Origin of the sequence: Lactobacillus kefiranofaciens, assembly GCF_900103655.1 — a bacterium.
In the GTDB taxonomy this organism is placed as follows: Bacteria; Bacillota; Bacilli; order Lactobacillales; family Lactobacillaceae; genus Lactobacillus; species Lactobacillus kefiranofaciens.
In genome coordinates this window covers 136,284-151,791 of the sequence record NZ_FMXC01000002.1, presented here as the reverse complement: position 1 = coordinate 151,791, position 15,508 = coordinate 136,284, and the positions used below count along the sequence as shown (strand labels likewise).

General features: G+C 40.1%; 11 protein-coding genes and 2 tRNA genes. All 13 read left to right on the top strand.

The genetic code is table 11. The features are described 5' to 3' along the window. Nucleotides 1-12: 12 nt before the first annotated feature. The 13 genes from BLP58_RS02005 (at nt 13) to rpoB (ending at nt 15,507) form a co-directional block, all read left to right on the top strand. Entirely contained in the window at nt 13-255 is a 243-nt protein-coding gene (locus tag BLP58_RS02005) for an RNA-binding S4 domain-containing protein (RefSeq protein ID WP_013855321.1), read from the top strand. A 67-nt stretch (nt 256-322) separates the two neighbouring features. Beyond that, the gene (locus BLP58_RS02000) at nt 323-700 is read left to right on the top strand and encodes an FtsB family cell division protein (RefSeq protein WP_013855322.1); all 378 of its coding nucleotides are present in this window, start codon (nt 323-325) and stop codon (nt 698-700) included. After that, nucleotides 700-1,062: a S1 RNA-binding domain-containing protein gene (locus BLP58_RS01995; RefSeq protein WP_013855323.1), complete on the top strand. Its 363-nt coding sequence runs from the start codon at nt 700-702 to the stop codon at nt 1,060-1,062. Before BLP58_RS02000 ends, BLP58_RS01995 begins: the two co-directional genes overlap by 1 nt. Nucleotides 1,063-1,099: 37 nt before the next feature. After that, nucleotides 1,100-2,347, top strand: a complete 1,248-nt coding sequence (gene tilS / locus BLP58_RS01990) for a tRNA lysidine(34) synthetase TilS (RefSeq protein ID WP_013855324.1) — start codon at nt 1,100-1,102, stop codon at nt 2,345-2,347. 94 nt (nt 2,348-2,441) lie between these two features. Beyond that, nucleotides 2,442-4,607 carry an ATP-dependent zinc metalloprotease FtsH gene (gene ftsH / locus BLP58_RS01985; protein ID WP_025084047.1) on the top strand — a complete coding sequence of 722 codons (2,166 nt, stop codon included), beginning with the start codon at nt 2,442-2,444 and terminating at the stop codon, nt 4,605-4,607. A 50-nt stretch (nt 4,608-4,657) separates the two neighbouring features. Next, entirely contained in the window at nt 4,658-5,548 is an 891-nt protein-coding gene (hslO, locus tag BLP58_RS01980) for an Hsp33 family molecular chaperone HslO (protein ID WP_013855326.1), read from the top strand. 77 nt (nt 5,549-5,625) lie between these two features. After that, nucleotides 5,626-6,651, top strand: coding sequence for a tRNA dihydrouridine synthase DusB (dusB, locus tag BLP58_RS01975; RefSeq protein ID WP_025084048.1), 1,026 nt, complete (start codon nt 5,626-5,628; stop codon nt 6,649-6,651). Between the two features lie 16 nt (nt 6,652-6,667). Next, the gene (gene lysS, locus BLP58_RS01970) at nt 6,668-8,218 is read left to right on the top strand and encodes a lysine--tRNA ligase (protein ID WP_013855328.1); all 1,551 of its coding nucleotides are present in this window, start codon (nt 6,668-6,670) and stop codon (nt 8,216-8,218) included. A 150-nt stretch (nt 8,219-8,368) separates the two neighbouring features. Next, a tRNA-Gly gene (locus BLP58_RS01965) sits at nt 8,369-8,443 on the top strand. 37 nt (nt 8,444-8,480) lie between these two features. Continuing rightward, a tRNA-Pro gene (locus BLP58_RS01960) sits at nt 8,481-8,554 on the top strand. Nucleotides 8,555-8,629: 75 nt separating this feature from the next. Then, on the top strand, nt 8,630-9,085 hold the full coding sequence (msrC, locus tag BLP58_RS01955; RefSeq protein WP_013855329.1) for a free L-methionine (R)-S-oxide reductase MsrC: 456 nt from the start codon (nt 8,630-8,632) through the stop codon (nt 9,083-9,085). 71 nt (nt 9,086-9,156) lie between these two features. Further along, on the top strand, nt 9,157-11,643 hold the full coding sequence (locus BLP58_RS01950; protein ID WP_013855330.1) for an ATP-dependent Clp protease ATP-binding subunit: 2,487 nt from the start codon (nt 9,157-9,159) through the stop codon (nt 11,641-11,643). A 222-nt stretch (nt 11,644-11,865) separates the two neighbouring features. Continuing rightward, entirely contained in the window at nt 11,866-15,507 is a 3,642-nt protein-coding gene (rpoB, locus tag BLP58_RS01945) for a DNA-directed RNA polymerase subunit beta (protein WP_025084049.1), read from the top strand. The last annotated feature ends 1 nt before the right edge of the window (nt 15,508 follow it).

Below are 15,508 nucleotides of genomic sequence, written 5' to 3'. Positions count from 1 at the left end.
AGGAAGACGACAGTGAGAATCGATAAATTTTTAAAGGTTTCTAGATTAGTTAAAAGAAGAACCGTGGCCAAGGAAATGGCAGATCAAGGCCGAATTAAAGTAAATGGCAGAGTAGTTAAGTCAAGTTACGATGTTAAAATCGATGATTTAATTGAGATTGGCTATGGCGCTAGAACAATTAAAGCCAAGGTGTTGAATATTCGCGAAACTACTAAAAAGGCCGAAGCAAGCGAACTTTATGAATTAGTTGATTAATGACTTTTAACCCAATCGTTGTTATACTTAACTTATGTATTTGTTTAAGTAACAGAGGATTAAAAAAATGAATCATGGTCCACGTATTTATAATTCGCTCAGTCCAGAGGAGCAGAGAGCGCGTATTCAGCGTCGACAGGCTAAGAGAATCAAGGAAGTACATCGTGTACGGCTAAATAGAATAATTGCTATTTTTGCGATTGTTTTCGTTGCTTTTGGTGTGCAAATTGCCATTAAGATTTCTCAAACAGGTCGTCTTAATAATCAAGTTCAAGCTGAAAAGAAGACTTTAACTAAAGTAAAAGAGAAGAGACGTAATTGGGCTACTAAGAGAGAAGATCTTAAGGATCCAAATTATGTTGCTAAGCTGATTCGTTATAAATTTTATTATTCTAAGTCAGGAGAAAAAGTTTATAACGTGCATGAAGGAAATGATGATAACTGATGAAGAAATATCAAGCCGGTAATCGGGTTACAGGAGTAATTAATAATATTACCGATTTAGGTATTTTTGTGACTTTGCCTAATAGACATTCTGGGTTAGTGCATCATAGTGATTTTGGCAATAATTGGCCTCGTCAGCGACGCCAATATCAAATTGGTGATCATATTCGTGTGGTAGTGGTTCATATTCATAAGGGTAAGTTTAACTTATCGGTTGCACGGGTGAATGACCCTAAGCTAATTGATCACGATAATCAGTTTTCGACTACTAAAGCAGCTGATTTTAATCGAGTTTTAAACCAGACAAATGAAAATGCTAAAAAAGAGATTGCCCAATTAAGGCAAGTCTTAACTAAAAATTAATCAAATGACCTGTAATGGGTCATTTTTTGCTAGACAAATGAAATTAATTGATTTTTTTAAACAGAATAAAATTGACTTAGTTAATAAAAAAATAGTGGTGGCAGCTAGCGCCGGGCCAGATTCAATGGCCTTGTTAGACATGTTGGTTAAAATGCAGGAAAAAATGCATTTTAAGGTACTTGTAGCGCATTTTGATCATCAATTACGTAATGATAGCCAGCAAGAAACGGAAGTATTGCAAAATTATTGTGAAAAAAATAAAGTGTCGCTCTTTTGGGCTAAGTGGGATAAGCATCCTACAAGCGGTGTTGAGGCAGCGGCTAGGAATGCACGGTATGCTTTTTTAACTCGAATTGTCAAAAAAGAGGGTGCAGCTTATTTGTTAACAGCGCATCATGGTGATGATCTGCTGGAAAATATTTTGCTTAAGTTTATTCGCTCTGGTAATCCAGAAGAAATGAATAGCTTGCAAGCCGTGGGCCAAATGAATGGCGTGGCTTTGGTGAGACCATTTTTAGCTTACAGCAAGCAGCAGCTGTTAGAATATGATCAGGAATATGGAATTAATTATATTGTTGATTCCACTAATCGAGCGGATGAGACAATGCGCAATCGGCTGCGTCATCACGTGGTACCTTTATTAAAAAAAGAAAATCCTGCTTTGCTTGCGAATGCTTTGCGCTTTAGCCGGCAGATGCATGAATTAACAGATTTTGCTAATAAAAGAATTGTACAAATAGGCAAAACGACTAAGTTTTTAACTGCTTATCGAATTGAGAGCCAACAGTTAGCTAATTTAACTGAGTTAGAACGAAAAATTTTCTGGCAGAGAATTATTTGGCAAAAATATCAGCGCCGCGTTAATCAGAATTTAGGCAATTTTGTGGTAATTGAATATCAGGGTTATTTTTATTTATTGAAAAAAGAAAAAAAGGTAGTAGTTCAGCCTAAAAAGATCTTGCTAGATCAGCCATTTATGTTTAAAAATAGAAAGTTTATTTTGACTACTACGAAAAAGCCGGAGATGCAATCAATTGGAGACTTTTGGTTTAAGAAGAACTCGTGCTTTGCGGCGGGGTCATTAATTCCAGAAAAGAAATTATTGCTTAAAAACGGTCAATTAACTAAAGCTAAAAAGAAATTTGCGGAAAACGCGATTCCACTAGCTTTGCGTCCATTATGTTTGACGATTTATACGGATAACGAGCCAGTTTGGGTAGAAAAAACTTATCAAAATCAAAATTGGCTTTCCAATGCCAAACATTATTTTCTATATGAACTTTAAAGAATCACTAAATTAGTTGAAAATATTAGTGGTAGCAACCTATTTTGTGATAAAATTTTAAACGTATAACTTAAAGACTTTGCGGAGGTTTTTTATGAAGAATAACCGGAATCGGCTGTTATCGAACGGCCTGTTCTACATAGTTGTGTTCCTTCTGCTCCTATGGGGAATCAACTGGGCACTCGGCGGCTCTAACAATGGTGGTAGTTCTGAGAATATCAGCTATTCACAATTTGTTAAAGATTTGCGTCAAGGCAAAGTTAAAAACTTTAGTGTTCTGCCCGCTAATGGTGTTTACACTGTTTCGGGTAGTTACAAGAATGTACAAACAACAAAGAATCAATCAAATAGCAATTTTGATTTCTTTAGTAATAATTCCAGCAGAAAAGTTTCACGCTTCTCTACTACCATGTTACAGAATGATTCTACCGTTTCTAACGTGCAAGACTTGGCACAAAAGAGTAATGCTCGGATGACGACTCAAGGAGAATCACAATTTGGCAATTGGATCTCAACCATTGTCATGCTTGTACCAACTGTTTTGTTCATTGTCATGTTATGGATGATGATGAACCAAGGCGGTGCTGGACGTGGTGGTGGCGGCGGAATAATGAATTTTGGCCGCTCACATGTTAAGCCAGAAGATCCTTCTAAGAACAAGGTTCGTTTCTCTGACGTAGCCGGTGAAGAAGAAGAAAAACAAGAATTAGTTGAAGTAGTTGAATTCCTAAAAGATCCATCTAAATATACTAAGTTGGGCGCAAGAATTCCATCAGGTGTTTTACTTGAGGGTCCTCCTGGTACTGGTAAGACGTTACTTGCTCGTGCCGTAGCTGGTGAAGCTAATGTACCGTTTTACTCAATTTCAGGTTCAGACTTTGTTGAAATGTTTGTTGGTGTTGGTGCTAGTCGTGTACGTGACTTGTTTAACAACGCTAAGAAGAATGCACCAAGTATTATCTTTATTGATGAAATTGATGCGATCGGTCGTCGTCGTGGCAATGGTACCGGTGGCGGTAACGATGAACGTGAACAGACATTGAACCAATTATTAGTTGAAATGGATGGTTTTGAAGGCGACGAAGGCGTAATCGTGATCGCCGCAACTAACCGTTCTGATGTCTTGGACCCAGCCTTGCTTCGTCCTGGTCGTTTTGACCGTAAAGTTTTAGTGGGTCGGCCTGATGTTCGTGGACGTGAAGCTATCTTGAAGGTTCATGCTAAGAATAAGCCACTTGCTCCTGATGTTGACTTAAAAGAAGTCGCTCGACAGACACCTGGCTTTGTAGGTGCTGATTTGGCTAATGTTTTGAACGAAGCCGCTTTAGTTGCCGCTCGTCGAAATGGCACTGAGATTACTGCTTCAGACATTGATGAAGCTGAAGATCGAGTTATTGCTGGACCTGCTAAGAAGGATCGCTTGATCGCTGAACCTGAAAGACGTCGGGTTGCTTTCCATGAAGCTGGGCACTCTATCTGTGGTTTGGTTTTAAGTGATTCACGGACGGTTCGTAAGGTAACTATTGTGCCCCGTGGTCGTGCCGGCGGTTACAACATCATGCTGCCAAAGGATGATCAATTCATTTTGACCAAGAAGCAATTGTTTGAACAAATTGTTGGTTTGATGGGTGGTCGTGCTGGTGAAGAAGCAACTATTGGCGATAAGTCAACTGGTGCTTCTAATGACTTTGAACAGGCTACTGCAATTGCACACAGCATGGTAGTTAACTACGGTATGACAGATTCATTAGGAATGGTTGAGCTTGAAAAAGAAGGCGAAACCAATCCATACGGCTTTAAGCCATACAGTGAGGCAACTTCTGCTAAGATTGATGAAGCTGTTAAGAAGATCTTGGATGAAGGTCATGCTAAGGCTCTTGAAATCGTCAAAGAAAATAAGGAAAAGCACAGAATTATCGCTGAAGCTTTGCTTAAGTATGAAACTTTAAACGAAAAGCAAATTATGTCCTTGTACAAGACTGGCAAGATGCCTGAAAAGGATGCCAACCAATATCCAAGTGAATCTAAGGCTTCAACTTATGAAGAAGCAAAGGCTGCTGCAGAAAAGCGAGAAGTCGAAAAGGCTGAACAAAAAGATGCAGATCAAGCATTAGCTGAACAAGAAAAGAATACCTTAGAAACTCCATCAGAGAAGAATCATGATGTTGAAGAACATAATGTGGAAAATCCTGAGAAGAATAAAACTACACCTAATTCAACTCCGGATTCTACTTCAGATGATGAGCATAAGGATAACTAATAAAAATGGGGCCTGAAGAGGGCTCTATTTTTTTAGAGAGAAGGATAAACATGAATGACTATTTAGTAAAATCAATTGATAAAACTAAAAATCTACGCTTGCTTACGATTACAGCCAAGGGTGTAGTAGGAGAAGCACAAAAGAGACATGATCTTTGGTCAGCATCTGCTGCAGTATTGGGCCGTACATTGGTTGGTTCCCTTTTATTAGCTGGAGCTGAACTAACTGATAAGGAAGAATTAACGGTTAGACTATTAGGCAACGGTCCAGTGGGTCCAACTATTGTCACAGCTACTGCCGACTTAGGCGTTAAAGGTTATGTGAAAAATCCCCATATTGCTTTACCACCTAAAAAAGATGGACATATCAATGTAAAAAAGGCAGTTGGTCAAGGTTGGCTAGAAGTAACCAAAGATTTAGGCTTAAAACAGCCTTATACTGGTCAAGTCCCAATTGTTTCTGGTGAAATTGCAGAAGACTTTGCCTACTATTTGACTAAATCTGAACAAATTCCGTCAGCTGTTGGCTTATCAGTCTTTGTCAATCCTAATAATTCGATTGGTGAAGCAGGTGGTTTTATGTTGCAAGCTTTGCCTGGTGCTAGTGATGCTTTAATTACTGAAACAATCAAACGGATTAAGGCTCTGCCAGCTCTTTCTAGTTCATTCTTAGATGGTATGACTCCAGAAGATTTAGCGCGTAAGATTCTAGGTACTGATTGTAAGATTTTGGAAAAAGATGATGTAGCATTCAAATGCGATTGTTCTAAGGAAAAATATGCTGGCATTCTTGAAACCTTAAAGAGCTCAGAATTAAAAGCAATGATTGACCAAGATCACGGCGCAGAGCTTACTTGCAATTTCTGTGGTAATAAATATAATTACACTGAAGACGAATTAAAGGCTATTTTAGCTAAAAAACATGATGAAAAAGACTATTAATTAAACTAAGAGGCTCTAAGGCTTTGTCCTGCGGGGCTTTTTTGATATTATAGTAGGGTATTTGAAAGGATGATTTGGTGGATAACAGCTGGAAAATTCGCGATATCACCATTCCAAACCGAGTTGTTGTTGCGCCGATGGCGGGAGTCTCGAACTCAGCATTCCGCGTTGTCTGTAAGGAATTCGGAGCTGGGTTGGTTGTTTGCGAAATGATTTCTGATCATGGAATTATTTATGGAAATAAAAAGACTTTGAGCATGATGGACGTTGATCCCCGTGAACACCCAATGAGCATTCAGATCTTTGGTGGTAGCGAGGAGACGCTGCTTCAGGCAGCTCAATATATCGATCAACATACCGATGCAGATATTATTGATATTAATATGGGTTGCCCTGTCCCTAAGGTTACTAAGACCGATGCTGGCTCTAAGTGGCTGCTTGATTCAAACAAGATTTATCAAATGGTGCATGCAGTTGTGCAGAATGTCCAAAAGCCGGTTACCGTTAAAATGAGAATTGGCTGGGATCGCAAGCATATTTTTGCCGTAGAGAATGCACTAGCTGCGCAAGAAGCAGGTGCCAGCATGGTTGCCATGCACGGCAGAACGCGTAAGCAGATGTATCAAGGCGAAGCTGACTGGGGCGTATTGCATGATGTTGCGCAGGTCTTGGATATTCCGTTTGTGGCTAATGGCGATATCAGAACGCCCGAGCTTGCTAAAAAGGCCTTGAATGAAATTGGCTGTACTGCCGTTATGGTCGGTCGAGCTGCATTGGGCAATCCTTGGATCTTGAAGGATATGGTACACTATTTAGAAACAGGCGAAACTTTGCCGCCACAAACCGTGCGTGAAAAGGTTGAGACGGCTAAGCATCAGCTTCATGCTTTGGTAAAAATTCATGGAGAAAAACGTGTTGTACCAGAATTTCGGCAACAAGCTGCATACTATTTGAAGGGAATTCCCCGTTCGGCCCGTACTCGTGCTAAAATAAATGAGGTCTGGACGCGTCAAGATGTGTACGACTTGCTTGATAATTTTGTTGATGAATATGAAAAAAGAGAAAAAGCTCGTGCTGCACGACGCGTGACAATGAACAATTAATGGAGGAAAAGATAAATTGGCAAAGAACGAAATGAACGACCAATTACGTGTTCGTCGTCAAAAGATGGACGAAATGCGTGAAAACGGAATCGAACCATTTGGTCAAAGAAAATTTGATCGTCAAGACTTGGCAAGTACTTTAGAAGAAAAGTACGGCAAGGAAGACAAGGATGAATTAAACGATGATATGCCTAAGACCAAGATTGCAGGTCGTATGCTTGCAAAACGTGGTAAGGGTAAGGTAGGTTTTGCTGACCTTTACGACCGTACTGGCAAGATTCAAATTTACGTACGTAAAGACATCGTTGGCGAAGACAATTACAAGATCTTCAAGAAGTCAGATATTGGTGACTTCTTGGGTATCGAAGGTGAAGTTATGAAGACTGATACTGGCGAGCTTACTATCAGAGCTCTCCACGTAACCTTCTTATCAAAGGCTCTTCGTCCTTTGCCAGATAAGTACCACGGCTTGAAAGACGTTGAAGCGATTTACCGTCAACGTTACCTTGACTTGATCACTAACCGTGAAAGCTACATGCGTTTTGTTCACCGTACTCAAATTATCCAAGCTATTCGTGACTACTTGAATGGTCAAAACTTCTTGGAAGTTGAAACTCCAGTATTGCACAACATTCCCGGTGGTGCTGAAGCTCGTCCATTTATTACTCACCACAACGCTTTGGACATCGATCTTTACATGAGAATCGCTTTGGAATTACCACTTAAGCGTTTGATCGTGGGTGACATGGAACGTGTTTACGAAATTGGTCGTGTATTCAGAAACGAAGGTTTGGATACTCACCACAACCCAGAATTTACTGAACTTGAAAGTTACGCAGCTTACTGGGACTTCCACGATGTAATGAACGAAGCAGAAGGCATTATTCGTGCTGCCGCTAAGGTTGTTATTGATGACGGCAAGGTTACTTACCAAGGTACTGAAATTGACTTAGGCAAGCCATTCCGCCGCGTTCATATGGTTGATTTAATCAAGGAAAAGACTGGCGTTGACTTCTGGAAGCCAATGACTCTTGAAGAAGCAACTAAGATTGCCGAAGACCATGATATCCACGTTGAAAAATTCTGGAAGGTTGGTCACATTATCAACGCCTTCTTTGAAAAGTATTGTGAAGAAACTATCGTTGACCCAACCTTCGTTTACGGTCACCCAGTAGAAATTTCGCCACTTGCTAAGAAGAATGCCGACGATCCAAGATTTACTGACCGTTTTGAAATTTACATTATGGGTGAAGAATACGGTAACGCCTTCTCAGAATTGAACGATCCTGATGACCAACGTGCTCGTTTTGAAGCTCAAATGGAAGAACGTGAAGCTGGTAACGACGAAGCCGACATGATCGATGAAGATTACCTTCGCACAATGGAATACGGTATGCCACCTACAGGTGGGTTGGGTATCGGTATTGACCGTTTGGTAATGCTTTTGACTGATGCCCCAGCTATTCGTGATGTCTTGCTCTTCCCAACAATGCGTCCTGAAAAGGTTGAATCAATTGATGCGGAAGTTAAGGCTGACTTGGCTAAGAAAAATAAAGAAAATAAATAGTTTGATTTAAGAAAATAAGTCTTATATCTGTGCTTATGCATGGGTATGAGGCTTTTTTGATACGGAACAACAAATGATTAGCAATATTTCTATTTTTTACAAAAAACACTTGCAAATGAGCGAGCATTTGCTATAATTATATTTGTTGTTGCGGAAGTAGTTCAGTGGTAGAACATCACCTTGCCATGGTGGGGGTCGCGGGTTCGAATCCCGTCTTCCGCTCCAAGATGAAAGGCTCACCGAGTGGTGAGTCTTTTTTTAACGGGAAATGGCTCAGTTTGGTAGAGCGCTGCGTTCGGGACGCAGAGGTCGCAAGTTCAAATCTTGTTTTCCCGATATTGTAAGCTGTCTGTTAGGACAGCTTTTTTATTTTTGCTATAATGAAACCCAAAAACTATAGGGGATGTATATATGTCAGCAGCTACTAAGGAAGAATATGAATTGTTAGTTAGTCAAGCTAAAGCATTAGTTGCAGGTGAAACCGATTGGATTGCTAATACTGCTAATCTGTCTGCACTTTTGTTTAATTCACTACATAATGTGAATTTTGCAGGGGTTTATCGCTACGAAAATGGCGAGCTGATTTTAGGACCGTTTCAAGGGATGCCGGCCTGTGTTCATATTCAAATGGGTAAAGGTGTCTGCGGCACTGCAGCAGCTGAAGAAAAAACACAGATCGTGCCTAATGTACATGAATTTGCAGGTCACATTGCCTGTGATAGTGCTTCTAATTCAGAAATTGTGGTGCCGCTTTTTAAGAACAATCAATTATGGGGTGTATTTGATTTTGACTCTACTGAATTGCATAATTTTGACGAATTAGATAAAAAGTACTTAACTGAAATTGGAGATACAATTTTTAATTAAAAAACAAATCATTTTACTTACTAACAAAATAAAAGTAAAATACCATAGCGTATTTAAAGGGTGGTGTTTGTATGGAAAACTCATATAGTAAAAGCGTAAATCAAGCATTGAAAATCGCACGAGAACAAGCACAAAATTTCCATCATCGCTTAATTGGAACAGAACATGTTTTATTGGCCTTAGTGATTGAAACTGAGGGTAAGGCAGGTAAAATCTTGCGTTCATGGGGGCTAACTCCAACCGCTGTACGTGAAGAAATTGAACGATACACTGGTTATGGCTCTGCCGCTAAGACAAGTTATATGGAAATGTCTCCTCGGTTAAGTTTGGCATTAGATTATGCCAAGAGACAAGCTGATCAAGATGGCTTTAAGGAAATCCAAACCAATCATGTTTTGTTAGGAATAACAGCTAGTGAACAGGTTTTGTCGGCTATGATTCTTAAGAATCTAAATGTAGACATTAGTCGTTTACGTCAAGATGCGATGGATAGTTTGCAGCAAGAGCAAGATTTTGGCGATTCTGCTAATTGGCTTGGTGGCAATGGTAATACTGATGTGAATCAAAAGAAGCAGAAGAACAGTACGACACCAACTTTGGATAAAGTTGCGGTTAATTTGAATCAACGTAGTCGTGAAGGCAACATTGATCCGGTAATTGGTCGTCAGAAGGAAATTAAACGAGTTATTCAGATTTTATCGCGTCGTACTAAAAATAATCCTGTTCTGGTAGGTGAACCTGGTGTTGGTAAGACTGCTGTAGCTGAGGCGATTGCAACTGAGATTGTTAACAAAAGAGTTCCGGAAGATTTGCTTAATAAGCGAGTTATGGCCTTGAACATGGGTAATTTGGTCGCAGGGACTAAATACCGTGGCGAGTTTGAAGACAGAATGAAGAAAATTCTGGATGAAATTGCCAAAGATGGTAAGGTAATTCTTTTTGTTGACGAAATGCATACTTTGATTGGCGCTGGTGGCGCTGAAGGAGCAATTGATGCTTCCAATATTTTGAAGCCGTCATTAGCACGTGGTGATATTCAAATGATTGGTGCAACGACCTTTGATGAGTATCAAAAATATATTGAAAAAGATCAAGCTTTAGCACGTCGTTTTCAACAAGTACGCTTAAATGAGCCTTCTAGAAAAGAGGCTCTAGCAATTTTGCAAGGGCTAAAGCCTAAGTATGAAAAATTCCACTGGGTTACAATTTCTGAGGCTAGTTTGGAAGATGCGGTTGATTTATCTAGTCGCTATATTTCGGATCGCTTTTTACCAGATAAGGCGATCGATTTGGTTGATGAAGCCAGCGCCGCAGTGAAGATTCGCAACAACGTCGGTTCCGATAATAAGCTGATTCAGATTGATGACAAGATTAAAAAATTGATCACTGAAAAGAATGAAGCCGCAGCTAGTCAGAACTTTGTTAAGGCGGCTGAACTTCAAGACACGCAGAACAATTTGCAAGTACGTCGAGAAAAAATGATTGATAACTTGCATGATAAGGCCAGTGCTAATGCGGTGGTTGAACCAGAAGATATTGCAAAGGTGGTTTCTGATTGGACCGGCGTGCCGGTTACTCAAATGAAGCGTAATGAGAGTAAGCAATTAGCTAACTTGGAAGGCATTTTACATAAGCGAGTTATCGGTCAGGATAAGGCCGTTTCAGCTGTTGCTCGTGCTATTCGCCGTAGCAGAAGTGGTATTAAGGATGAACGTCGTCCAATTGGTTCATTCCTTTTCTTAGGCTCAACCGGTGTTGGTAAGACTGAGTTAGCTAAATCCGTTGCAGCTACAATGTTTGGCTCAGAAGATAATTTGATCCGACTTGATATGTCGGAATATATGGATCAAATTGCTTCCAGCAAGTTGATTGGCTCAGCTCCTGGCTACGTTGGTTATGAAGAGGGCGGCCAGTTGTCGGAGCAAGTACGTCGCCATCCATATTCAGTTGTTTTGCTTGATGAAGTAGAAAAAGCTCATCCAGATGTCTTTAACTTACTCTTGCAAGTTCTTGATGAAGGATTTTTAACTGATTCTAAGGGCAGAAAAGTTGATTTTAGAAATACAATTATTATTATGACTTCTAACTTAGGTTCACGTTCTCTGTTTGATAGCAATGCTGTTGGTTTTAATGCAGACAAAATTGATCAAGCTAAGGCTCGTCAAGCCAAGGTAGAGCAAGCGATCAAGCAATTCTTCCGTCCAGAATTTTTGAACCGAATCGATGAGACAATTGTCTTTAATGAATTAACCAAAAAGCAATTGCGCGAAATTGTTACTCTGCTTACGCATAAATTGGTGGTACGTTTACAAAAGAAAGGCGTTACGCTTAAGTTATCACGTGCTGCTTTGGATAAAATTGTCAAAGATGGCTATGATCCAGAAAATGGTGCTCGTCCACTTAGAAGGGCTATTCAAAACGATATCGAAGATAAGGTAGCAGAAATGCTGATTACTGGTGAAATTAAAGATGGTGATACGTTAAAGATCGGCAGTCATCAGGGTCATTTAAAATTTGAAGTAGTTAATGCAAAAAAAGAAGTTGCAAAAGTCAAGTGATATCAGGCATTTAGCCTTGACAAACTTAAAAAAATAGCATATACTTTTTGATGATTTAAAAAGACTGAGATTCAGGATTTTGCTGATCTATTGTCCAGCAAAATGATAAGGGCAAAAACGACAATTCGTTGTTTTTGTCTTTTTTATGCCTAAAATTGCAGTTTTTTGAATTTGTAACAGAAATGTAATATTTGCTTTCTTAGACAGAAAGGATGTTTTTCCTTGTTAAATGGACACGTAGTGAACTACGGTAAACATCGTACCAGACGTAGCTTCTCCCGCATTAAGGAAGTATTGAAGTTACCTAACTTAACCGATGTACAAACCGAATCATATAAGTGGTTTCTTGATAAAGGCATTAAAGAAGTCTTCGACGACATTATGCCAATCAGTGACTTCTCAGGTAAGCTTTCATTAGAATACGTTGGCTATAAATTGCAAAAGCCAAAGTACACCGTTGATGAAGCTCGTAATCATGATGCAACTTATGCCGCACCAATGCACGTTACTTTGAAGTTGACTAACCAAGAAACTGGTGAAATTAAGACCCAGGATGTATTCTTTGGCGATTTGCCATTAATGACCGAATCAGGTTCATTTATTGTTAACGGTGCCGAAAGAGTTATCGTTTCACAATTGGTAAGATCTCCAGGTGTATATTACACTGGCGATTATGACAAGAATGGTCGTCAAATCTTTGGTACTACAGTTATTCCTAACCGTGGTGCTTGGCTTGAATACGAAACTGATGCTAAGAATGTATCTTACGTTCGTATTGACCGTACTCGTAAGTTGCCACTTACTGTATTGATTAGAGCTATGGGAATTGGTTCTGACAGTGACATCCTTGACATGTTTGGTCAAACCGATACCTTGCAATTTACTTTGGACAAAGATGTTCATAAGAACCCAGCAGACTCACGTGTCGCTGAAGCTTTAAAGGATATTTATGAAAGACTTCGTCCAGGTGAACCAAAGACGACTGATTCATCACGTTCACTTTTATATGCTAGATTCTTTGACCCACGTCGTTATGATTTAGCTCCTGTTGGTCGTTACAAGATCAATAAGAAGCTATCACTTAAGAACCGTTTATACGGTCAAACTTTAGCAGAAACTTTAGCAGATCCTGACACTGGTGAAATCATCGCTAAGAAGGACACTGTAGTTACTCACGAAGTAATGGATAAATTGGCTCCATACCTTGATCGCGATGACTTCAAGATGGTAACTTACCAACCTTCAAAGGAAGGCGTATTACCAGATCCTATTACAGTTCAAGAAATTAAGGTCTACTCAAAGGTTGATCCTGAACGTGAAGTTAAGTTAATGTCTAACGGTCATATTGCCGCAGATGTTAAGCATTTAACTCCAGCTGATGTTTTAGCTTCAATCAATTACTTCTTTGCTTTGCAAGACAGCATCGGTACTACTGATGATATCGACCACTTAGGTAACCGTCGTATTCGTCGTGTTGGTGAACTTCTTCAAAACCAATTCAGAATTGGTTTGGCAAGAATGGAACGTGTTGTTCGCGAAAGAATGTCAATCCAAGATCCATCAACTGTTACTCCACAACAATTGATCAACATTCGTCCAATTGTTGCAAGTATCAAGGAATTCTTCGGTTCCTCACAACTTTCACAGTTCATGGACCAACACAACTCATTGGGTGAATTGACTCACAAGCGTCGTATGTCAGCCTTAGGGCCTGGTGGTTTGACTCGTGACCGTGCCGGATATGAAGTTCGTGACGTTCACTATACTCACTACGGTCGTTTATGTCCTATTGAAACGCCAGAAGGTCCTAACATTGGTTTGATCAGCTCTCTTGCTTCATACGCAATCATTAACAAGTATGGTTTCATCGAAACTCCATACCGTCGTGTATCTTGGAAGACCCACAAGGTTACCGATAAGATCGACTACTTGACTGCTGACGAAGAAGATAACTACATCATTGCCGGTGCTAACACTCCTTTGAACGATGATGGTTCATTTAAGAGTGATTTGATTTTAGCTCGTCAAAAGGAAGACAACGTCGAAGTTACTCCAGATAAGATTGACTACATGGACGTTATTCCTAAGCAGGTTGTTTCTGTTGCTTCAGCATGTATCCCATTCCTTGAAAACGATGACTCTAACCGTGCCTTGATGGGTGCCAACCAGCAACGTCAGGCTGCTCCTTTGATTAATCCACACGGCTCACTTGTTGGTACTGGTATGGAATATCGTGCTGCTCACGATTCAGGTGCTGCATTAATTGCTAAGGCTGCTGGTACTGTTGAATACGTTGATGCTAACGAAATCCGTGTCAGACGTGAAGATGGCACTTTAGACAAGTACGTACTTGAAAATTACCGTCGTTCAAACAACTCTAAGTCATACAACCAAACTCCTAACGTTAAATTAGGTGACCATGTTGACGTAAGCGATGTAATTGCCAATGGTCCAACTATGGATCATGGTGAACTTGCATTGGGTCAAAACCCACTCATTGCTTTCATGACTTGGAACATGTACAACTACGAAGATGCCATCATGCTTTCAGAACGTCTGGTTAAGGATGACGTTTACACCTCAATCAGTATTGAAGACTACGAATCAGAAGCACGTGATACCAAGCTTGGTCCTGAAGAAATTACCCGTGAACTTCCTAACATTGGTGATGATGCTTTGAAGGACCTTGACGCTGATGGTGTTGTTCGTATCGGTGCCGAAGTTCATGACGGTGATATTTTGGTAGGTAAGGTAACTCCTAAGGGTGTAACCGAATTATCTGCTGAAGAAAGATTGCTTCACGCTATCTTTGGTGAAAAAGCTCGTGAAGTTCGTGATACTTCACTTCGTGTACCACACGGTGGTGGCGGTATCGTTCAAGACGTTAAGGTTTATACTCGTGAAGCCGGCGATGAACTTTCACCAGGTGTCAACACCATGGTTCGTGTCTACATTGCGCAAAAGAGAAAGATTCAAGTTGGGGACAAGATGTCTGGTCGTCACGGTAACAAGGGTACGGTTGCTGCCGTTGTTCCTGAAGAAGATATGCCATACTTGCCAGATGGTACTCCAGTAGATATTTGTTTGAACCCAATGGGTGTTCCATCACGTATGAACATTGGACAGCTTCTTGAATTGCACTTAGGTGCAGCTGCTCGTCAATTGGGTATTCACGTAGCAACTCCAGTATTTGATGGTGCTAGTGAAGATGATGTTTGGGACACAGTTCGTCAAGCCGGCGTAGATAAAGATGGTAAAACTGTTATCTACGATGGCCGTAGCGGTGAGCCATTCCACAACCGTGTATCAGTTGGTGTTATGCACTACTTGAAACTTACTCACATGGTTGATGATAAGATCCATGCTCGTTCAATTGGGCCTTACTCATTGGTTACTCAACAGCCTTTAGGTGGTAAAGCTCAGTTTGGTGGTCAGCGTTTTGGTGAAATGGAAGTTTGGGCTCTTGAAGCTTATGGTGCTGCTTACACATTGCAAGAAATTTTAACTTACAAGTCAGATGACGTTGTTGGTCGTGTAAAGGCATACGAGGCTATTGTTAAGGGCGAAAGAATTCCAAAGCCAGGTGTTCCAGAATCATTCCGTGTTCTTGTTAATGAACTTCAATCATTAGGTTTGGATATTCGTGTTCTTGATATAAACCATAAAGAAATTGAACTTCGTGATATGGATGAAGATTCAAATGAACACTTGAATATTGATTCTTTATCACGCATGGCAGAAGAACAAGAAAAGAAGAAGTTAGCCGAAGAAACTGGAAAATCAGAAGATAAAAAAGATGATAAAGAAACTGCAGATAAGCCAGTAGCTCCTGCAGATGAATCTGACGGAAAAGTTTCTAAATAGT